At 67.2% G+C, this 19,989-nt stretch carries 18 protein-coding genes and 1 pseudogene; 7 read left to right on the forward strand and 12 right to left on the reverse strand.

Annotation, left to right across the window (positions count from 1 at the left end; genetic code table 11):
- Positions 1–659: pseudogene (locus tag DIE17_RS11700) on the reverse strand (hypothetical protein); the annotation flags it as partial.
- 345 nt (positions 660–1,004) lie between these two features.
- Positions 1,005–1,724 (reverse strand): response regulator transcription factor, encoded by a 720-nt coding sequence (locus DIE17_RS11705; RefSeq protein ID WP_124667317.1) that lies wholly within the window; start codon positions 1,722–1,724, stop codon positions 1,005–1,007.
- A gap of 375 nt (positions 1,725–2,099) precedes the next feature.
- Between DIE17_RS11705 and DIE17_RS11710 the strand changes: the two genes are divergently transcribed.
- Positions 2,100–2,591, forward strand: a complete 492-nt coding sequence (locus tag DIE17_RS11710) for a hypothetical protein (RefSeq protein WP_044846642.1) — start codon at positions 2,100–2,102, stop codon at positions 2,589–2,591.
- Between the two features lie 51 nt (positions 2,592–2,642).
- Here DIE17_RS11710 and DIE17_RS11715 read toward each other — a convergent pair whose 3' ends face one another.
- The 8 genes from DIE17_RS11715 to DIE17_RS11750 form a co-directional block, all read right to left on the reverse strand.
- The gene (locus DIE17_RS11715; RefSeq protein WP_124667318.1) at positions 2,643–4,064 is read right to left on the reverse strand and encodes a sigma-54 dependent transcriptional regulator; all 1,422 of its coding nucleotides are present in this window, start codon (positions 4,062–4,064) and stop codon (positions 2,643–2,645) included.
- A gap of 112 nt (positions 4,065–4,176) precedes the next feature.
- Positions 4,177–4,761, reverse strand: coding sequence for a hypothetical protein (locus tag DIE17_RS11720; protein ID WP_124522330.1), 585 nt, complete (start codon positions 4,759–4,761; stop codon positions 4,177–4,179).
- Between the two features lie 155 nt (positions 4,762–4,916).
- Positions 4,917–6,506 (reverse strand): chemotaxis protein CheA, encoded by a 1,590-nt coding sequence (locus DIE17_RS11725; protein WP_124920854.1) that lies wholly within the window; start codon positions 6,504–6,506, stop codon positions 4,917–4,919.
- Between the two features lie 44 nt (positions 6,507–6,550).
- Positions 6,551–6,823 carry a hypothetical protein gene (locus tag DIE17_RS11730; RefSeq protein WP_124522334.1) on the reverse strand — a complete coding sequence of 91 codons (273 nt, stop codon included), beginning with the start codon at positions 6,821–6,823 and terminating at the stop codon, positions 6,551–6,553.
- A 72-nt stretch (positions 6,824–6,895) separates the two neighbouring features.
- Positions 6,896–7,486: a hypothetical protein gene (locus DIE17_RS11735; RefSeq protein WP_124485385.1), complete on the reverse strand. Its 591-nt coding sequence runs from the start codon at positions 7,484–7,486 to the stop codon at positions 6,896–6,898.
- 111 nt (positions 7,487–7,597) lie between these two features.
- On the reverse strand, positions 7,598–7,921 hold the full coding sequence (locus DIE17_RS11740; protein WP_044846715.1) for a hypothetical protein: 324 nt from the start codon (positions 7,919–7,921) through the stop codon (positions 7,598–7,600).
- 1,124 nt (positions 7,922–9,045) lie between these two features.
- Positions 9,046–9,384, reverse strand: coding sequence for a hypothetical protein (locus DIE17_RS37205; protein WP_148095663.1), 339 nt, complete (start codon positions 9,382–9,384; stop codon positions 9,046–9,048).
- 449 nt (positions 9,385–9,833) lie between these two features.
- Positions 9,834–10,760: an AraC family transcriptional regulator gene (locus tag DIE17_RS11750; protein ID WP_044846637.1), complete on the reverse strand. Its 927-nt coding sequence runs from the start codon at positions 10,758–10,760 to the stop codon at positions 9,834–9,836.
- Positions 10,761–10,940: 180 nt separating this feature from the next.
- Between DIE17_RS11750 and DIE17_RS11755 the strand changes: the two genes are divergently transcribed.
- The 6 genes from DIE17_RS11755 to DIE17_RS11780 all read left to right on the forward strand — a co-directional run bounded on the left by DIE17_RS11755 (position 10,941) and on the right by DIE17_RS11780 (position 17,600).
- Complete coding sequence (locus DIE17_RS11755) at positions 10,941–11,402, forward strand: (2Fe-2S)-binding protein (protein ID WP_044846636.1); 462 nt, start codon at positions 10,941–10,943, stop codon at positions 11,400–11,402.
- 2 nt (positions 11,403–11,404) lie between these two features.
- A complete protein-coding gene (locus tag DIE17_RS11760; RefSeq protein ID WP_124920856.1) occupies positions 11,405–13,615 on the forward strand; it encodes a xanthine dehydrogenase family protein molybdopterin-binding subunit in 2,211 nt (736 codons plus the stop codon).
- A gap of 471 nt (positions 13,616–14,086) precedes the next feature.
- Entirely contained in the window at positions 14,087–14,485 is a 399-nt protein-coding gene (locus tag DIE17_RS11765; protein ID WP_044846633.1) for a winged helix-turn-helix domain-containing protein, read from the forward strand.
- A gap of 431 nt (positions 14,486–14,916) precedes the next feature.
- Positions 14,917–16,107, forward strand: a complete 1,191-nt coding sequence (gene sctQ / locus DIE17_RS11770) for a type III secretion system cytoplasmic ring protein SctQ (RefSeq protein ID WP_124920857.1) — start codon at positions 14,917–14,919, stop codon at positions 16,105–16,107.
- A 3-nt stretch (positions 16,108–16,110) separates the two neighbouring features.
- The gene (gene sctR / locus DIE17_RS11775; RefSeq protein WP_044847619.1) at positions 16,111–16,785 is read left to right on the forward strand and encodes a type III secretion system export apparatus subunit SctR; all 675 of its coding nucleotides are present in this window, start codon (positions 16,111–16,113) and stop codon (positions 16,783–16,785) included.
- Positions 16,782–17,600 (forward strand): lytic transglycosylase domain-containing protein, encoded by an 819-nt coding sequence (locus DIE17_RS11780; protein WP_124920858.1) that lies wholly within the window; start codon positions 16,782–16,784, stop codon positions 17,598–17,600. The genes sctR and DIE17_RS11780 overlap by 4 nt, the downstream gene beginning before the upstream one ends.
- Positions 17,601–17,767: 167 nt before the next feature.
- Here DIE17_RS11780 and asnB read toward each other — a convergent pair whose 3' ends face one another.
- The gene (gene asnB, locus DIE17_RS11785; protein WP_124893031.1) at positions 17,768–19,735 is read right to left on the reverse strand and encodes an asparagine synthase (glutamine-hydrolyzing); all 1,968 of its coding nucleotides are present in this window, start codon (positions 19,733–19,735) and stop codon (positions 17,768–17,770) included.
- Positions 19,711–19,989, reverse strand: coding sequence for a hypothetical protein (locus tag DIE17_RS37365; RefSeq protein ID WP_185735365.1), 279 nt, complete (start codon positions 19,987–19,989; stop codon positions 19,711–19,713). The genes asnB and DIE17_RS37365 overlap by 25 nt, the downstream gene beginning before the upstream one ends.

The following is a 19,989-nucleotide window of genomic DNA, read 5'->3' on the forward strand; positions in this document are numbered from 1 at the left end:
GGCGGCGCGCGGTACAGCGGCCGATTGGTCGGATTGATGCCTTGCACGGTCATCCAGCCCATCGTTCGATCATCCAGACCGCCGTGCCAAAGATCGGGCAGACTGGCGCAGCCATTGGTGAACGGCCCGCCGCCCCAATAGTCCTTCTCGTTCAGGAAGATCTTGTCGCCGTACTCCTTCAATTCCGCAGCGGTCGCGCGATAGCCCCAGCGGAAATGAATGACGGGTGAGAACGACGGATCGGGCTTGATGTAATTGTCTGCCAGCAAATCAGGGTTCAAGAACCCATCCGGCGTCACACTCTCCGTGTACTTCGCGGGCGTCAGCTGTCCGGCATCGATACCGTGATACATCATCTGATCGTCCAGACGCCCGAGCCTGCGATTCAGCCCTTTGCACAGCCCTTCCTCCGACGCCTCGAACCATTCGCCTTCGGAATTCACCCCATGCACGAAGATCACGATACCGGGCAATGGCATCTGCTTGAGACAGATGAGCGGCGTGTTCTTCGCAAACATCGTCACGCCTTCGACGCGGCCGACGACGATCGGCGGCGGTTCGGGTCGCGGCGCCGGCCCGTCTCGGGCTACGGCTTCAGGGCAGCTCTCCGCCGTTCGAGCGGCCGCTACTGGACGAGCATCTGGAAATGAATCACTCATCTGCATTCCTTCTTATATCTTGACCATTCTTCTTGATGAACCTCGTCGCCAGTCTCCCGAACCGGTCTGCGTCGGCCGCCGATCGCTTTCATTTACGCGCAACCCCATGCCGCACATAGCGCCGGAGCGATATCGGCGCGCGCTTCCTTTCGCCCCGACCGATGATCGTGGGAGGCACGCAAGTCAGTGCCCCGTCAATTCCCTGCATCGGCCCTTCGCGAACATCAGCAAGAGACGAAGCGCCGACGTGCTGGCTAATCGCGCATCTCACCTCTCCAATATCAAGGACAACCAAACGCTTATTCCAGTCGACGCGGCCCTAAGAAAGATTCCGGAATGTCACTGCTACCGAAATAGCGCTCGTGATTCCTGTTCTCGGCTCCCCGCCTGCTCCGCGCCGTCCGGGCAGCCCGCAACCTTGCCGCCGTCGAGCCCCAGCGCGGCCGCTCGCTGAACCAGCTCGATGTCGTTGCTCGCGCCGAGTTTCTTCATCGCGCTGATCTTCTGCGCGCTGACCGTTTGCTTGCCCTTGTTCAGCCGCTGCGCGATCGCCTTGATCGGCATGCCGGCCAGATAAAGGCGAATCACCTCGATCTCGCGCGTCGAAAGCTTCACCGGCGGCGTATCGTGTCCGGCCAACGCATCGAGCGCGCGGCGCACAAGCGGCGACAGATAGTGACCGCCGCTATAGCTCGAGTGAATCGCGGTGACGATATGGCCCACCTCGTCGAACTTGCTCACGAGGCTCGCGCCGACTTGCGAGAGAATCGAGCGGAAGATCACCGGGTTCTCGTTCCCGACCAACGCAACGATCCCGACGTTCGGACGCATGCGTCGCAGCCACTCGCACAGTGCGAAGCCGTTCATCCGCGCATCGCCGCGGACCGAATAATCGACCAGCGCGATGTCGCAATCGAGCGTGTCGAGGGTCGCGACGAGTTCGTCCGGCGTCCGGCAGACACCGACGAGATCGATTGCGCACACGTCGCCGGCAATGTGCTCCATGCCGGCGAGCGTCAACGGCCAGTCGTATGCAAAGATGGTGCGAATATTGAATTTCCCCATGCGCGGTTCCAGAAGGTTCACCGGGCGCGCGGCGCGGAATGCGCGTACGACCGGCGTGGCGTTGAATTTACGAGCGAGATATTTTTATCCCGATCGTTATTCTATGAGGCGACGCTTGGACGGGATATCGGACGGTGAATAGAGCGGCCTGCGGGGACGTAGTACAAGTTTGATTTTTGGCGCCGGCCCGACCGTTTGGCCGGTGTCGCTCTCGTCCTGACAGCCAACGTTACAGGTCGCACGGGCCGCACCGACGGCCCGCGAGGTAAAATTGCGGCCTTTGCATGCCATTCCGGGTGACCGGCCAGGGCAGCGCGCCGTTGCCGGCCGCGCGCCCCGCCCGTTCGCCGGCGGCCCGTACTCCCCGCTTCCTCCATGACCGAATCCGATCTGCAATCCGACGACACCACCATCCACGAAGACGGCCTCTGGCGCGACAACGGCTGGACGGCCCGCATCATCAAGAACGAAGACGACGACGGCTGGGCCGTCGAGATGATCAAGGACGGCGAAGCCGAGCCCGCGCTCGTCGGCCCGTGGACCATGGGTCGCGACAAGAAGAACCCGAAGCCGATGGATGCGAACGCGTTCCGCACGCTGGTGAAGACCGCGACCGAGGTGCTGATGCGTCACGAGCAGCAGCGCCGCGCGATGCTGCACAAGGAAGTGACGGTGCAGGACGGCGACGGGCAGGATGTGTCGGTCACGCTCGACATCGTGCCGGACGAGTTCGAGCCGTATGCGCAACTGAAGGCGTTCGACCCGTACGGCGAACTGCTGGCCGATGCGAAGGTGTCCGCCGGGTTCAAGCTCAACAAGGCCAGCGCCGCACGCTGGGTCGAATCGGGCTTCGAACGGCCGGCCTGACGCCGCGGGCCGCGCGACGTCGGGCCGCGTGCCGCGCGGCCGCAACCGGCGTCAGCCGTGCAGGCCGAGCGCGGTCATCAGCCGGTACAGCGTCGCGCGCGAGATGCCGAGTTCCGCCGCGACGTCGGCATGCTGATGCCGATGCCGCAACAGCGTTTCCTCGATCGTGCGCCGCTCGGCCTGCCGGCGCGATTCCGCCAGCGTCGGCGGCCGATGCGACGTGTACTGGTTCAGTTGAAGATCGACGGCCGAGATCAGCGGGCCGTTCGTCATCACGACCGCGAAACGGATCCGGTTGATCAGCTCGCGCACGTTGCCGGGCCACGCATAGTTGTGGATCGCCTCGATCGCGCACGGCATGAAGCCGCGAATCCGGTGCGAACTTTCGCCGCGATAGCGCCGCAACACATGATCGGCGAGCAGCATGATGTCGCGGCCGCGCGCGCGCAGCGGCGGCTCGTCGATGCGCAGCACGCACAGCCGGTAGTACAGGTCCGGGCGGAACCGCCCCGCCTGCATCGCGGACTCCAGATCGACGTGAGTCGCGGACACGATCCGCACGTCGACCGGAATCGACGCGCGCCCGCCGAGCCGCTCGATCTTGCCCTCCTGCAGGAACCGCAGCAGGCTCGCCTGGCTCTCGAACGGCATGTCGCCGATTTCGTCGAGAAACAGCGTGCCGCCGTGCGCGGCCTCGATGCGGCCGATATTGCGCTGATGCGCGCCGGTGAAGGCGCCCCGCTCATGACCGAACAGTTCGGCCTGCAACAGCGTCGACGGAATCGCCGCGCAATTCACGGCGACGAACGGCGCGTCGGCGCGCGACGAATGCTGGTGGATCGCCGATGCGGTCAACTCCTTGCCGGTGCCGGATTCGCCGGCGATGAACACGGTGGCTTCGGTGTTCGCGACCTTGCGGATCGTCGCGAACAGGCGGCGCATCGCGGCGCACGCGCCGATCATCACGCCGCCGGGCGGCGCGGCATCGTCGGCCGGATCGCTTTCCGCCAGTTTCAGCATCCCGTATGCATGGCCGACGAGATAACCGATCGTCGTGTAGGCCGTCGCATTGCGCACGTAGTCGAAGCAGCACTGGCGAATCAGGCGCGCGATGGTGGCATCGCGCAGCCGCTCGCCGTCGGCGAGCGCGACCCAGCCGATCCGCGGATCGCGCAGCAGCGTCTCGAACGACGCGACGTCGGGCGACGCGAATCCGTCGAAATCGACGATGCCCGCATGCAGGCGGTTCGCCTTTACGAGATTGAATGCGTCCGCAACGGATTTCGCACGCCACAGCTCCCAGCCGCGCGACGCGAGACAGTCGACGAGCCCCGCATCGGGATGCTGCGACAGATAGACGAGCGGGCGCGACGGCACGGTTAGGTGACGCCGGGCCGCAACGAACGGCGGTGCGTATGCGGCCCGTTCGTCCTCGTGCGGGCCTGACAGGCTGATCTGGCAGCAATGGTTCACGATGGCCTCGCCGCATAGGGTTGTCTGACGGAGCGGGCGGCGCGAAGCGGTACGCGGCGAGCCTCCCTGCTCGCACGCGGCGCTACCGGCATGTCCGCTCCGGAAAGTTTCGTCATCGGCAGAACACGACACGCTGCGTGTAGATCTGCGGTTCGACGACGGGCCGCGCGGCCTGGTTGAGTTCCTCGCGATACGTGCGGTAGGTCTTGCCGTTCACCGTCACTTGCGTCGCGGGCGCCGTCTCGATCGTGTTCAATCCTTTGCGCCGCCAGTCGCTGACCCGCGCCGACGCGGACAGGTTCGACTCGCCGGCGATCTTCTGCGTGATCGCACTGCTGTCGCTCCACGGCTGTGTCTGCATGTCCTGCGCGTGCTGCATCGCGCCGACCGTCTTGCCGGTCGCGGTCGGCCCGTTCTGCGCTTCGAACGGCGCGCCGCGGCCATACACCGGCGATTGCCACGACGGGGCGTGTCCCTCCTCCGGCATCATGTAGACCATCTGCGGATCGCCGACCATCATCATCGGCACGCATGCCGTGTTGTCCGCGCGGCCGAGCGTCGTCAGCGCCTGCTGGACGCTCGCGGCGTTCGCGAGGGTCTGCTCGCTCAGGATGACAAAGACCGCGGGGTTCTGGAAAACCGACTGTGCGGCGGCTTGTGTGTCGACCAGCAGCAGCGCGACCCAAAAGATCCTCATGATTGAGGCCTCCTCGTACCCTCGTCAGGCAAAAAGAGGTGTTGACCTCGGGGAGGGATCAACACCCGTCCAACTTGCACCGTGCGTCGCACAGCGGATCCCGGCGTTCCCGTGCGGCCCGGCTTGCCGGTCGCGCGGAAGCGTCGCCCGCGTGCTTACGACGATGTGCTCGTCGAGATGACGGTCGGAGCCGGCATCGCCGGCGCGGCCGGGGCGACCTGCTGGTCGGCCGCGGCCGGGGCTGGATCCGGCGCGGCCGGCATGTCGGCGGACGGCGCGGGCGCGGCGGCGGATTCGACCAAGCCGGTCGCCTTTGCGTCGACGGCTGGCGTGTCGGCAGCGGCTGCCGCCGTGGCGCGCGACGCGGCCTCCGGTGCGGGCGCTTCGGCTGCCGCCTGCGTTGCCGGCTCGGCAGCCTTCGCATCGACCGCGGCCTCGGGCGCTGCAGCGTAGGCCGGGGCCGGTGCGGCTTGCGCGGTGTCCGGCACCTTCGCGTCGACGGCAAGCGCTGCCGGGGCTTGCGCTGCGGTGTCGGTTGCAATCGGTGCCGGTTCCGGTGCCTTGTCGGCGATCGTCGACGCGGGTTCCGGCGCCTTGTCAGCGGCCGCCAGCGCGGGTACCGGCGCCTTGTCCGCAACCGCTGGCGCAGATTCCGGCGCCTTGTCCGCAACCGCTGGCGCAGATTCCGGCGCCTTGTCCGCGAAGCCCCCCGCGGCAACGATGGCGGCACCCGGCACCGCGCTCATCGCAGCCGGTGCAACGGCAGGCGCAGCACTCACGGTCGGTGCTGCCGCGGCAACCGACGCGGTGACGACGGCAGGCACGACGGCAGCCGCTTGCGATGCCTTCACGGCGGCCGCCTGCGTCGCGGCAGGCACCGCGCTGACAGCCGGCGCGACCATCGACGGCGCGGGCACCGGAACCGGAATCGGCGCCGCCTGGACCGCGGTCGTCGCCAGCGGGCGAATCTGCACGGGCGCGGCGGCATCGAGCGGCGGCAGGCCCATGCGGTTTCGCACGAGCGGATCGCGATACTTCACGTCGTCGGCAACGGTCGCTTCGGCGGACGGCGCCACATTCGAGCGCGCGAGCGGCGTGGTCGTCCCCGGGCACAGATGCCCGGTCGCTTCCACCGCGCGCCGGTTCGCATCGCTCTGGCAGAGCAGCGCGAGCGCGACGTCGGTCAGCCCCATCGCGCGGAATTCCCGCGCATCGAGACGACGCACGCACGCCTGGTCGACCAGGGTCGTGCCGCCCGTCGCGCCGAAGCCCGGGAACGACACGCCGACGCTCACCGAGCCCATGCAGGTATCGGACAGCGTGGTCGTGAGGCCGGGCGCCTGGATCGACGGGTTCGTCTTGATCGTCTGGGTGCCCGAATAGTTGACGTTTTCCGACGCCTGGGTGTTGTAGGGGTTGGTGCCGGGTGAGCCGGCCGACTGGAGCGAACTCACGCTCTGCGGCGTCACGTTCGAGCCGCCGCTCGTGCTGGATGGCATCGTAACGTTCACGTTCACGCTCGAATTGCCGCTGCCGCGCACGCCGCTCGTGCTGGCACTGCTGGCGTTGCCGCCGCGCGAACTGGTGACGTTCGTGTTCATGCTCGAGCCGCCGCCCTGGCTGATCGCCGTCGACGACGTCGAGGACTGCGAACTTGAAGTCGAGTCGGCAGTCTGCGCCTGGGCACCGATCGCGGCCATCGCGAACATTGCGGCACATGCCGCCCTGATCTTGTTGCTGTTCATTTCACTCTCCGGACGAGGTTTGACCTCCGACCCAGGCAACCGCACTAATTCCCCCGAATACCTTCAGCTTTGCCCGCTTCCCCGAACTGCTTCCAGCCGCTACCCAGCTGGGACCACGAACCGCCCGACATTCCCGGCCACGCCAGGGAATCCGGTGCGCCGATGGCACTGCCCGACGAAAGCGTGTGTTGTTCTGACGGATTGGTTGCAGGGTTCGACGTCTGCAAATTTGATTGCACGTCCTCGGCAGCGCGGTCAGCGCAATATGCCGTCAGAGACGCGAGCATCAGAGCGGCGGCAATCAGGTTCTGCTTCATGCCAACTCCTTACTTGAACAACAGTGCGGAAAAGAGACCAGCGTCGCTGGGAAACTGGTCCCCCGCACCCGACTAGTGACTGCTCCCGGTCGCGCTCGAACTCCCCTGGCTTCCGCCCGATGCAGACGGCGAACCGGCCGGACCGGTACTCCACACGGTCGACGCGTTGTAGTGATTCGAACCCGCGATCGCGCCCGACCCACCGCTGCCCGTCAACCCGGCAGCACCCGCGTTGGCGATACCCTGATCGTTCCCGCCGCTGGCCGTGTAGTGGTTCGCGCCGAGGACGATCGTGGCGGTCACCCCTCCCGACAGCGCATTCGCGTTCTCGTTCGTGCTGCTGTTTCCACCGTACGAACCTGCGGCACCGATACCGCCGCCTGCCGCGAACGCGCCCCCGTTCGAGCCCCAGCCGCTGGCCGTCGAAGTCGAGTTGTGGAAGGCCGATGCCGTGCCGGTGGAACCAGCGGGTGTCACGGTACTTCCTGCGCTTGCGCCCGCGACCGAATTCGAATTGCTCGTATAGCTGCCTGAGCCGACCAGCACCGAACCGGACACACCCGCTGCAACGGATTGCGTCTGGTTGGTCGTGGACGGACCGGCGGCCAATACGGCCGACGAAAGGACGGTGAGCGCTGTCGCTAAAATGACTTTGGCTTTCATAGCAATTCCTTGCCGTGAGAAAGTTTGATGGCGAGGTCGCCGGGCTCGCCCTCGCGAAACGAAACCCGGCGTCCGTGCCACCAGCCAATGACGAACGCTGCGCGCCGCGGCTCAGTGGTGATACGTCCAGCCGATCGAGCCGGCATTCGCACCGCTGTTGCCGCCCGCTTGCGCGCCGCCGAAGCCGAAGCCGCCCACCGTCGACGTTTGGACGTGGCTCGTGTACGAGATCGAACCGCTGCTGCCGCCGCCAGCCGTGGCACCGGCTGCGCCGAGTGCGGCACCCGAATCGGTCGCGGTGAAATGGCCGAATCCGGCAACCCCGGCAATCGTCGAGCCGCCGCTCGACGAATTGCTGGTCGATACCGTGCCGCTGCCGGCGAATGCTGCACCCGAAACCGCCAGAACTGCGGCTGCAATCAGAAGCTTCTTCATGGTCGACTCCATAACGGCGTGGACGGAACAAGCGAGGAAAGCTGCACGCCTTCAACTTCCCAGCCCTGAGCAATCCCCATAACATAAGGATCACTATCTAATTACAAAGAATTTATTCATCTCGAATCCGATGGCCGCGCAATTTTTCGGCGATCCGAATCCTGGTTTCGTATTTTTTTAGTTTTCCGAAATTTTTATATTTATTCTCGATATGAGTTATCAATCATTTATCAATCGGAAAACGAATCGACGCACGCACCCGGAAACAGGCATTCGCCATTCGGGATCAGTCGTTTTCGAAATTTGCTTACACGGCATACCGGCACATGGCATCCGCTTCAGCGATCGAAAATGCGTGAGTACAGTTATCTACCGTGAATGCAGTGCCATCGAAAACATGCGCGTTATCGCGGCGATAACGGGCCTGCATTACAGTCAGGCGGCATCGCTTCTCCCTGGGCTACCGATCAAAGATCTTCCGGGCAATCCGGCCGACGGGTATGCGAGCTAGTCCAGCCACCGCAGGCATCGACCCGGCGCAGCGGATACGGCTCGGCACGAGCGGAAACGATTCGGCGTCGAGCTGTCCGGCACGGACAGCATGGCCCATCCGGACGAGCTGAATGAAGGGGAGCACGGCTGTCGGCCGGTTGTCGTGAGAAACGACAGGCGGTCCAGCACGCGCAACGCGCGGATACCGGGAAACCGGCAACGAACCCGCGAAGCTGGCACTGCATCGCGAGTCCTGTTCCGAGCTGTCCGACTACCCCACGGGTGCGCAAGGAATGCGCGCATCAAGTTCTTGCTTCTGGTCTTCATCGCTATTTCCCCGACTGCTTATTGACGAACGGGCCGCCCCCCATCTTTGTTGCATCAGGTCGACCGCTCGCCGGTGCGTCCAATATCGCAAACGGCATGCCATGCGTGATTCCACCGATGGTTGCGCGTCGCGTATCGTTCGCGGCGCCCGCAATATCGCCGGGAATCGAATTTTTTGTTTCAGGAATGTATCGCGATAGCGCTCGGCAGCACGCGCCGATCATCGAATGGCGCGAAGCAATGCCGGAAAAGGCGGACGAACGCGGCCCGCGGAGCCTCGCGCAAGGGGGTGTCGAACGGATGTTTCATACTTGAGAACTGCACCGTCGCATATCCCGGCCGATGTACATTTCGGCCCCGGCAAACCGCCTGCCGCAGCCCGTTCGGCAGCCTTCCCGTACGCGAAAAAATCGTGAATCGAAGCGCGCGACAACCGGTTCTGCGGGACCCGCGCGGCCGACATCGCTATCGTTCCGGACGTGCGCACCCGCCGCCGCGAAACGCAATTGATTCATCCGTGAAAATACCGACGATATCGAGCATCGGCCGGCGATGCGAACGCGCGGCAAAAACCGGTAAATACGACGCAAGCCGACATGGCTTTCACGCCGCATATCGGAAAAAAACGACGGCAGGTGCGCCATGCGGCCTTGAACACACTTTATCGATTTTTACTGTTTTCCTTCGATTCACCGACATCCAGTTCCGGCAACCATCGTGCTCCAACGGCTCGGATGAGAACACGCGCTGCGCGCGAGAAACATTTTCGAATCGAGTTCGCCTGCTAATCTCATCGCGCGAAACATGGTCGTGAAACGCGCGATCCATGCAGAATGTGCGGGGCGGAGCGGCGTTATTGCGCGTTTCGGCCCGTCGGTTCGCATCCTGCCGGCATTTTCCGTATCGGTTCGCCCGTTCCCGGGATGCATGCTTGAAACAGAAGTTCGTGCGCGGCGCAGCGGCACGCTCCGCTGTCCCGTTGCGCCTGCGTGCGGCGGCCATGGCACATCGATTGCGTGTCATCCCGTTCCGGCGAGCCGCGCATCGCGCGACGAAGCCAGGCCGGATGCGGTCGACACGACCGGCACCGCCGTCAGGTGCCGAGCAATTCCTTCTTGCGCAGATGCACGACATCGCGCATCGGCGGCGCGCCGAACAGCCGGCTGTATTCGCGGCTGAACTGCGACGCGCTTTCATAGCCGACGGTTGCCGCCACCGACCCGACGTCGCCGCCCTGCCGCAACAGCAACCGTCGCGCCTCGTGCAGCCGCAGCTGCTTCTGGTACTGCAGCGGACTCAGCGTGGTCACGTGCTTGAAGTGATGGTGCAGCGACGACACGCTCATGTTGACCGCCTGTGCGAGCGTGTCGACGCGCATCGGCTCCGCGTAGTGATCGCGGATCCATTCGATCGCACGCGCGATCCGGTGCGTCTGGCTGCTCGCGACGGCCATGTGCCGCAGCCGCGTGCCCTGCCCGCTCGTCATCAGCCGGTACAGCAGTTCCTTTTCGATCAGCGGCGCGATCACCGGAATGTCGGCCGGCGTATCGAGCAGCCGCAACAGCCGCAGCGCGGCATCGAGCAGCGGCGGCGTCAACTCGGCGAGCGCGATGCCCTCGCCTTCCGGGCCCGCATCGGGCTCGGGCAGCCGCATCTCGGCCGCGAGTTCGACGATGCGCTGCAGATCGAGCGTGAGCGACAGGCACAGGTAAGGCGCGTCGGGCGACGCCTGCGTGACGCGCGAGAGGATCGGCAAGTCGATCGACGTAATCAGGCAATTGCGCGTGTCGTATTCGTAGGCCTGGCCGGCCACGATCACGCGCTTCGCGCCCTGCGCGGCGATCACGAGCGCGGCACGCGACACGCCGCAGCCGAGATCGACCGGATGCGCATGCCGATGCAGCATCAGCGCCGGCACGGCCGTGGAGTGGGAGCCGTCCGTCGGCGCGAAACGGCCGATCAGCGACGCCAGTTCGCGCCGCCCGGATTCGCGCGACGCCGCGATATCGGTCATGTCCATGACGGATTCCTCGCCTCATTTCCCTGAATCGCGGGAGCATAGCGAATCGCTCGCCACCGCGCCGGGGATTTGCAGGATTGTTCAATAAATTTGCAGGATTGGGTAGACGTAAAAATCGGCCGTTCGCGCACACTGCCACCTGATCCGGCGCATGCCGGGTTTTCCCCACGGAGACAAAAAATGCCCACCACGTTTGTCCTGAACGGCAAGAGTGTCACGCTCGACGCCGATCCGTCGATGCCCGTCCTCTGGGCAATCCGCGAGCACGCGGGGCTGACCGGCACGAAGTTCGGCTGCGGCATGGCGCAGTGCGGCGCGTGCACCGTCCATCTCGAAGGCCAGGCCGTGCGCTCGTGCGTGCTGCCGCTCGCCGGCATCGCGGGCAAGCACATCACGACGATCGAAGGCCTCGAGAGCAAACCCGCGCAGGCCGTGCAGGCCGCCTGGGTGAAGCTGCAGGTGCCGCAGTGCGGCTATTGCCAGTCCGGCCAGATCATGTCGGCAACCGCCCTGCTCGAACAGAACCCGAAGCCGACCGACGCGGACATCGACGCCGCGATGAACGGCAACATCTGCCGATGTGCGACCTACGCCCGGATCCGGGCCGCGATCCACGACGCGGCCGCGACGCTGGGAGCCTGACCATGACGATCGAACTCGACAACGCCGGCTCGGTGCGACCGTCGCGCCGCACGTTCCTGAAGGCCGCGGGTGCCGCGGCCGCCGTCAGCCTGACGATCGGCTTCGAATGGGCCGGCCTCGGCCGCCGCGCGCTCGCCGCGACGGCGCCCGCCGCCGACTTCGCGCCGAATGCATTCCTGCGCATCACGCCCGACGGCACGGTCACGGTCATCGCGAAGCACGTCGAAATGGGCCAGGGCGCGTACACGGGCATCGCGACGATCGTCGCCGAGGAACTCGACGCGGACTGGTCGAGCGTGCGCGTCGAAAGCGCACCGGCCGATGCGAAGCGCTATGCGAACCTCGCGTTCGGCACGATGCAGGGCACGGGCGGCAGCTCGGCCATGTCGAACTCGTGGCAGCAATTGCGCGAAGCGGGCGGCAAGGCCCGCGCGATGCTCGTGTCGGCCGCGGCGGCGCGCTGGAAGGTGCCGGCCGGCGAACTGACCACCGCCAACGGCGTCGTCACGCATGCGAAGAGCGGCAAGACGGCCGCCTACGGCACGCTCGTCGCCGACGCGTCGAAACTGCCGGTGCCCGACAAGGTCACGCTGAAGCAGCCGGCCGACTTCAAGCTGATCGGCCATCGCATTGCGCGCGTCGACGGGTCGGCCAAGTCGAACGGCACCGCGCATTTCACGCTCGACACGACCTTCCCCGGCATGCGCGTCGCGCTGCTGCAGCGCCCGCCGCGCTTCGGCGCGACGGTCAAGTCGTTCGACGCGACGGCCGCGAAAGCCGTCCCGGGCGTGGTGTCGGTCGTGCAGGTGCCGGGCGGCGTTGCGGTCGTCGCGAACGGTTTCTGGGCCGCGAAGCAGGGCCGCGACGCGCTGAAGGTCGACTGGGACGAAACCAACGCCGAAAAGCGCAGCTCGGACCAGCTCATGCGCGAGTACCGGCAGCTCGCCGCGCAGCCCGGCGCGTCGGCCCGCAAGGACGGCGATGCCGACGCGGCGATCGCGGGCGCCGCGCGCAAGGTCAGCGCGACCTACGAATTTCCGTATCTCGCGCACGCGCCGATGGAGCCGCTCGACGCGGTCGTCAAGCTGAGCGCCAACAGCTGCGAGATCTGGGCTGGCGACCAGTTCCAGACGGTCGACCAGGGCAACGCCGCCAGGATCGCGGGCCTGAAGCCCGAGCAGGTGCAGATCCACACGCTGTACGCGGGCGGCAGCTTCGGCCGGCGCGCGAACGCGTGGTCGGACTACGTGGTCGAGGCCGTGTCGATCGCGAAGGCGCTCGGTGCGGACGGCAAGCCGGTCAAGCTGCAGTGGACGCGCGAGGACGACATCCAGGGCGGCTTCTATCGCCCGATGTACTTCCACAAGCTCGACGCGGGGCTGACCGCGGACGGCCGGCTGGTCGGCTGGCGCCACCGGATCGTCGGCCAGTCGATCCTCGCCGGCACGCCGTTCGAGGCGTTCATGGTCAAGGACGGAATCGACGCGACGTCGGTCGAGGGTGCGGCGAACCTGCCGTACGCGGTGCCGAACGTGTCGGTCGAACTGACCACCACCAAGGTCGGCCTGCCCGTGCTGTGGTGGCGCGTGGTCGGCAGCTCGCACACGGCCTACGCGGTCGAGGCGTTCATCGATGAAGCCGCGCACGCGGCGGGCAAGGATCCGTACCTGTTCCGCCGCGACCTGCTCGCGAAGGAGCCGCGGATGCGCGCGGTGCTCGAGCTGGCCGCGCAGAAGGCCGGCTGGGATCCGGCGAAACCGCTGCCGAAGGGCCGCGGGCGCGGGATCGCGGTGGCCGAGGCGTTCAAGAGCTACGTCGCGCAGGTCGCGGAAGTGTCGGTCGACGCCGACGGCAAGGTGAAGGTCGAGCGCGTGGTGTGCGCGGTCGACTGCGGGATCGCGATCAATCCCGACATCGTCGCCGCGCAGATGGAAGGCGGCATCGGCTTCGGGCTCGGCGCGGCGCTGCACAGCGCGATCACGCTGAAGGACGGCCATGTCGAGCAGCGCAACTTCGACGGCTATCACGTGCTGCGGATGGCGGAGATGCCGAAGGTCGAGGTGCATATCGTGCCGTCGGCCGAGGCGCCGACGGGCGTCGGCGAGCCGGGTGTCGCTCCGGTCGGGCCGGCGGTCGCCAACGCGATCTTCGCGGCGACCGGCAAGCGGCATTACGTGCTGCCGTTCGATTCGGGCGATACGGCGAAGGCTTGACGGGCGGAACGAAGAGACGCCGGGCCGGCCGCGTGACGGGAACGTTGCGCGGCCGGTTTTTTATTGCCGAGCCTGCGGCTTCCAATGTAGGGTTCCAAGTCGGCAAAAATCTCCTGTAAACCATTGATTCACTTATAAAAACGGCTAACCCGGATAGGGTTCGATGTAGGGTTCGCCATCCGCCCGAAACCCGTTCGCGCTGGGCGAACCGCGCGTTCCGCACGTTACGCCGCCCGTAACGTCCGTAACGCCCGTAACGTTCCCGCCGGATGCTACGTAACAATCCTTCAATGTTGCTCCGACCCTTTCGAAGCACACCACACGCCCCACGTTAAAAATTCTTTTAGATTCAACGCTGGCGCGCCGCCCACCCCGCTCCGACCGCCCGTCGATTCCTGTCAGTCAGCCCCTGGCCCGGAAGTTGCGGTACATGACCCGCAAACACTCCTTTACGGACATGCGAGGGCCAACATGGATTGCAAATACCTGTACATCGACAACATAAAAATCAACTTCGTGCGCCGCACGATCGAAATCGACAACAAAGTCGTCGACGTCACGCCGCGTGAATTCGATGTCGTCGAATTCCTGCTCGACAACATGAACAAGATCGTGCCGCGGCAAGCGATCCAGGAAGCGGTCTGGGGCCGCGAGCTCGGCGTGTCGTCGCGCACGCTCGACACCCATATCTCGCGCATCCGTTCGAAGCTGCAGCTCGATCACGACAAGAACCTGCGGATCATCCCGATCTATGCGGTCGGCTATCGGCTGGTGCTGTTCGGCGCGGCCATGACGCACGTCGAACGCCACGATGTGGCGCCGATCCTGCGCGCCGCACCCCAGCAGGCGCTGGCCGCCGACTACGCGTAACGCGTAGCGGCTCACCCGCGCGCCGCCGCAGCGCGGCGCGCCGACAAGGCTCCTCCACGGCGCTGCACGCGCGACCCGGAGCGTCTCGTGGCCGGGCACGCCTTCCCCGCCGCGACACGATCGCCGCCATCGGGCGGCGGCCGCGTTTGCGGCAGTCGCATGCAAGCGCGCGTGCCGTCGATTAGCGGCTGCGCTATCGCACGCCACGCCGCCGCGACACCGCGCCGACCCACCACCGCCCCGCCACGCCTCCCGACAAAAGGCTTCGTAGCTCGCCGCCGCCCGCGCGGCCCCGCGCTGCACACGACTACGGATTCCGGCGCGGCACGCGGCCGGCGGCGTCCCTACAATCGACGCAGCAGCCGCGCGCCCCCTGCGCCGCCGGCCACAACAACCCGTCGAACCAACGCCGAATCCGCCCTGATCCCGCCGTGCCTGCGCTGTCCCTGACGAATGCCGACGCCGGCGACGCCGCGAATCGGGCTCCGCCCGCCGCCGCCACCCCGACTGCCGCCGCGCCCGCCATCCCGCCCCCGCCGGCCGCGGCCGCGGCCGCGGTCGCGCTCGACGCGTCGCCCTGGCTGCCGCGCCTGTCCGCCGCCGCCGCGCGCGGGCTGTCGCATGCGTACGGCGCGACGGCCGCGGTCCCGGTCACGCTCGGCGAACACGCGTACGAGGTGCGCTGGCGCGTCGATGCCGAACCGGCCGCCGACGCGCATGCCTACCGCTTCGTCATCGGCCCGGCCGCCGGCACGCTGTGGATCGATCCGGTCGCGGAAAGCGCATGGCTCGGCGACGCGGCCGACCCGGCCGTGCCGGCCGTGATCCGCGCGGCGCTGCTCGCCGACCTCGCCGCGCCGCTCTCGGCCGTGTTGCAGGCCGCGACGCGGCAGCGCGTGGAATTGCTGCCGCCGCCGGCGGGCGTGCCCGCGTGGCGCACCGCGCCGGCCGCGCTGCGCTTCGAGCTGCGTCGCGCCGACGGCGCCTGGCGCTGCCACGGCGCGCTGCTGTTCGATGCGCCGGACGCGCTCGCGGTGTTCTTCGCAGCACCGACGCCGGCGGCCGCGCGGCCCGACACCCGCGCCGCGTATGCGGGCCTGCCGGTGCCGCTGGTATTCGAGATCGGCCGGACCGAGCTGACGATGGCCGAGCTGGCCGACGTCGTCGGCGGCGACATCATCGCGATCGAGCGCTGGCGCGCGCACGAGCAGAACCTGCTGTGCGTCGCGCGGGTGCCGGCCGCGCCGGCGTGGGAGATTACCGGACGGCCGTCGGGCAACCGGCTGACCGTCGAACGAATCAGGGAGATGCCTTTGGAACCGACCCGCACCGACACCCCGCCCGCAAGCGCACACGATGCGCCGCCCGACGATGCGCCGCGCTCGCTCGACGGCCTCGCGGTCGACCTGCGTTTCGAATTGCCGCCCACATCGATCCCGCTCGGCGAACTCGGCGCACTGCAGCCGGGCGCGGTGATCGAGCTGCAGCAAGGCATCAACCAGAGCGTGATCCATCTCGTCGCGAACGGGATGCTGATCGGCACCGGCCACCTGATCGCAGTCGGCCAGAAGCTCGGCGTGCGCGTCGTCACGCTGACGCAGCCCGCGCCGCGCGAGCGCTGAACGATGGGCAGCCTGCCGAATCCGGTCGCGCTGATCGCGGTGATCGCCGCGCTCGGCATCGCGCCGTTCGCCGCACTGATGGTGACGAGCTATACGAAGCTCGTGGTCGTGCTCGGCCTGCTGCGCTCCGCGCTCGGAATCCAGCAGGTGCCGCCGAACCTCGTGCTGAACGGCATCGCGCTGATCCTGTCGCTGTTCATCATGGCGCCGGTCGGGATGTCGATCCGCGACGCGCTGCAGGCACGCCACTTCGACGCGTCGGGGCAACTGTCGACCGCCGATATCGGCGCGCTCGCCGATGCCGCGCTGCCGCCGGTCAAGGATTTCCTGGTGTCGCACACGCGGCAGCGCGATCGCGAATTCTTCGTGCGCACGGCAACCTCGGTCTGGCCGAAGAACCGCGCGGACGGCATCAAGGACGACGACCTGCTCGTGCTGGTGCCGAGCTTCACGCTCGCCGAGCTGACCAAGGCGTTCCAGATCGGCTTCGTGATCTACATCGTGTTCATCGTCGTCGACCTGCTGGTCGCGAACATCCTGCTCGCGCTCGGGATGCAGATGATCTCGCCGACGACGATCTCGGTGCCGTTCAAGCTGCTGCTGTTCGTCGCGCTCGACGGCTGGTCGCTGCTCGTGCACGGGCTCGTGCTGTCGTATCGCGTGGCGGGGGCGGGATGAACGCGCGCGCGTTGCGCAGCGTCGTGCCGAACCTGCGCGCAGTGATCGCGCCGGCCGTGCTAATCGCGCTGGCGTTGCCGCTCGCCTGCGCGGGCCTGCAGCCGCGCAGCGCGCACGCGGCCGGCAGCGCCGCCGGCTTCGCGCAGCTCGCGCGCGCGTGCGCGCCGAACGTCGATCCCGACACGCTCGCCGCGCTGGTGCGCACCGAATCCGGTTTCAACCCGTATGCGATCGGCGTGGTCGGCGGCCACCTGACGCGCCAGCCCGCGTCGCTCGACGAAGCGCGCGCGACCACGAGCGAGCTGGCCGCGCGCGGCTTCAGCTACAGTGTCGGCCTCGCTCAGGTAAACGAACGAAACTTCGCGAAATACGGCCTCGACGACACGACGATGTTCGAACCGTGCCGCAACCTGCGGGCGGGCGGCGCGATCCTGACCGAATGCTTCGCGCGCTCGTCGAACACCGGCCGTCCCGCGCAGGCCGCGTTGCGCGCGGCACTGTCGTGCTACTACAGCGGCAACTTCACGACCGGGTTCTCGAGCGGCTACGTGAGCCGCGTCGTCGCGAGCGCGCGGCGCAATGCGCGCGAAGGCGGCGTCGAGCCGATTCCGGTGGTGAGCGATACGCCGCCGCCCGCGCGACAACGGCGCATGGACGCGGCCGCGACCACGCCGCCCGAACGCGCGCGCAGGCTCGCGTCGCCCGCGGCCTCCGCCGACGCGCCGTCGTGCCATGCGCGCCCGGTCGTGATGATGTGCCGCGGCTTGCCGGCGAGCCAGGCGAAGCGGCTGTGCGTGCGCTGTCTCGATCAGTGAGCGTCGACGCGACGCCGGCATGACGTGCATCGGATGACGCGGCGTGCCGCGTCGCCCGCTTCATGTGGCGCGCTGTGCCTCCAGCCGTGCCCGGAACTTCCGAACCGCGCCGCGTCATCCCGCTTCATGCAGCGCGCTGTGCCTCCAAGCGTGCGCGAAACCCCGCTTCACGCAGCGCGCTGCGCCTCCAGCCACGCCTGGAACATCAGCACCGTCCACAGCTGATGCTGCCAGTTCATCCGGCCCGACTGGTGCTGGCGCCACAGCCGGTCGACCGCCGCCGCGTCGAAAAAGCCCTCGTCACGCAGCCGCGACGGCTGCAGCAACGCATCGGCCCAGTCGCGCAGCGCGCCGCGCAGCCAGTGATCGACGGGCGCGCAGAAGCCCTGCTTCGGCCGGTCGATCAGCGCCGACGGCACGTACCGGTCCAGCAGCCGGCGCAGCAGCGCCTTCGACTGCCCTTCCGGCAAACGCACCGACGCGGGCACGCGCCATGCGAATTCGACGACGTGATGATCGAGGAACGGCATGCGCGTCTCGAGGCTCACCGCCATCGCCGCGCGGTCGACCTTCGCGAGGATGTCGGTCGGCAGGTACGTGAGCGTGTCGATCGCCATCGCCTGCTCGGCGAAGCTCAGGTTCGCGGGCCATGCGGACACCGTATCGAGCGGGGTCGGCGGTTCCTTTCCGGCCAGCGCGATGCGCTCCGGATGATGCACCGACGACATCAGCAGCCGGTACAGCGCGATGCGGCTCTCGGCCGTCATCACGTGGCCGAGCTTGTGCAGCCGGTCGCCGATGCGGGTCGCCGAGTCGCGCGCTTCCACGCCGCTCCATGCGCCCTGCGCGACCGCCGCGAGCTGGTCCGCATGATCGGGACGCAGCGCATGCAACGCGGCGGCGATCCGCGCGCGCACCGCCGCCGGCACGCGATGCAGCTTGCGCCACAGGCGCGGCGTCAGGAAGTAGCGCGTATAGCCGCCGAACAGCTCGTCGCCGCCGTCGCCGGACAGGCTCACCTTCACGTGCCGGCGCGTCAGCTCCGACACGAGGAAGGTCGGAATCTGCGACGCATCGGAGAACGGCTCGTCATAGATCGTCGGCAGTTTCGGCACGACGCCGAGCGCATGGTCGGCCGTCACGTAGAGCTCGGTATGCCGCGTGCCGAGGTGACGCGCGACCGCCTTCGCATAGCCGGCCTCGTCGTAGCCGGCCTCGTGAAAGCCGATCGTGAACGTGTCGACCGGCTTCGCCGACTGCGCCTGCATCAGCGCGACGATCGCCGACGAATCGATGCCGCCCGACAGGAACGCGCCGAGCGGTACGTCGGCTTCCATCTGCCGCGCGACGGCCTGGCGCAGGATCGTGTCGAGCTGATCGACGGCCTCGTCGGCGCTGCCCTCGAATGGCTGCTCGCGGCCGGCTTCGATCGCCTGCTCGAGCGTCCAGTACGCGCGCAGGCGCGGCGTGTCGCGCGCATGCTCGAACTGGATGAAGGTGCCCGGCGGCAGCTTGCTGATGCCGCGATAGATCGTATGCGGCGCGGGCACGCTCGACTGGCGCAGGTACAGGCACAGCGCGTCGCGATCGATCGTGCCGTCGAAGCCCGGGTAGCCGCGCAGCGCCTTCAGCTCCGACGCGAACACCAGAGCGTCGCCGATCCGGCCGTAGTAGAGCGGCTTCTCGCCGATCCGGTCGCGCGCGAGCGTCAGCACCCGCGACGCGCGATTCCACAACGCGAACGCGAACATGCCGGTCGCGCGCCGCAGCGCCGCCTCGACGCCCCACGCGGCGATCGCCGCGATCAGCACCTCGCTGTCGGAGTGGCCGCGCCACGCCGGTGCGCGACCCGCGCGCCCGAGCTCCGCGCGCAACTCGCGATGGTTATAGATTTCGCCGTTGAAGACCATGACGTAGCGGCCGCACGCGGATGCCATCGGCTGCCGGCCGTGGACCGACAGATCGACGATCGCAAGCCGCCGGTGGCCGAGCGCGATACCGGCTTCCGGGTCGACCCAGAGGCCCTGCCCGTCGGGGCCGCGATGCGCGAGGCTCGCCGTCATTCGCGCGAGCGTGCCGCGCGCTGTCTCCTCATCGAAGGCGACGCTATTCAGAAAGCCGTCGATTCCGCACATTGATTTGTCTGCCTCTGTTGACCTGTTCCGTCAGCGGCGGCGCAACCTCGCAGCCCGCCGTCCGGCTGACGGTCGAGCCATATTACGAAGAAATAAATCAGCAATAATTCATGGGTGAATGTCGGACGACCCCGGAAAAAAACCGGCGTCAAGCACTGCGTGCGACCGGCCCGGTGAAGCGGAAACAGGGCCGCATCACGACGCATCGGTGAACCGCGCGCCTTTCGATGTTCCGGCACCGACAGTTCGAGCAC

Origin of the sequence: Burkholderia sp. Bp9099, assembly GCF_003857805.1 — a bacterium.
Lineage (GTDB): Bacteria > Pseudomonadota > Gammaproteobacteria > Burkholderiales > Burkholderiaceae > Burkholderia.

Coding starts and splice junctions, on each gene's coding strand:
- DIE17_RS11740 (WP_044846715.1), bottom strand. CDS start 7,921: ATGAAGAAGCTTCTGATTGCAGCCGCAGTTCTGGCGGTTTCGGGTGCA.
- DIE17_RS11755 (WP_044846636.1), top strand. CDS start 10,941: ATGCCCACCACGTTTGTCCTGAACGGCAAGAGTGTCACGCTCGACGCC.
- DIE17_RS11765 (WP_044846633.1), top strand. CDS start 14,087: ATGGATTGCAAATACCTGTACATCGACAACATAAAAATCAACTTCGTG.
- DIE17_RS11705 (WP_124667317.1), bottom strand. CDS start 1,724: ATGGGGAAATTCAATATTCGCACCATCTTTGCATACGACTGGCCGTTG.
- DIE17_RS37205 (WP_148095663.1), bottom strand. CDS start 9,384: ATGGCGCACCTGCCGTCGTTTTTTTCCGATATGCGGCGTGAAAGCCAT.
- DIE17_RS11725 (WP_124920854.1), bottom strand. CDS start 6,506: ATGAACAGCAACAAGATCAGGGCGGCATGTGCCGCAATGTTCGCGATG.
- asnB (WP_124893031.1), bottom strand. CDS start 19,735: ATGTGCGGAATCGACGGCTTTCTGAATAGCGTCGCCTTCGATGAGGAG.
- DIE17_RS11750 (WP_044846637.1), bottom strand. CDS start 10,760: ATGGACATGACCGATATCGCGGCGTCGCGCGAATCCGGGCGGCGCGAA.
- DIE17_RS11780 (WP_124920858.1), top strand. CDS start 16,782: ATGAACGCGCGCGCGTTGCGCAGCGTCGTGCCGAACCTGCGCGCAGTG.
- DIE17_RS11730 (WP_124522334.1), bottom strand. CDS start 6,823: ATGAAGCAGAACCTGATTGCCGCCGCTCTGATGCTCGCGTCTCTGACG.
- DIE17_RS11720 (WP_124522330.1), bottom strand. CDS start 4,761: ATGAGGATCTTTTGGGTCGCGCTGCTGCTGGTCGACACACAAGCCGCC.
- sctR (WP_044847619.1), top strand. CDS start 16,111: ATGGGCAGCCTGCCGAATCCGGTCGCGCTGATCGCGGTGATCGCCGCG.
- DIE17_RS11760 (WP_124920856.1), top strand. CDS start 11,405: ATGACGATCGAACTCGACAACGCCGGCTCGGTGCGACCGTCGCGCCGC.
- DIE17_RS11735 (WP_124485385.1), bottom strand. CDS start 7,486: ATGAAAGCCAAAGTCATTTTAGCGACAGCGCTCACCGTCCTTTCGTCG.
- DIE17_RS11710 (WP_044846642.1), top strand. CDS start 2,100: ATGACCGAATCCGATCTGCAATCCGACGACACCACCATCCACGAAGAC.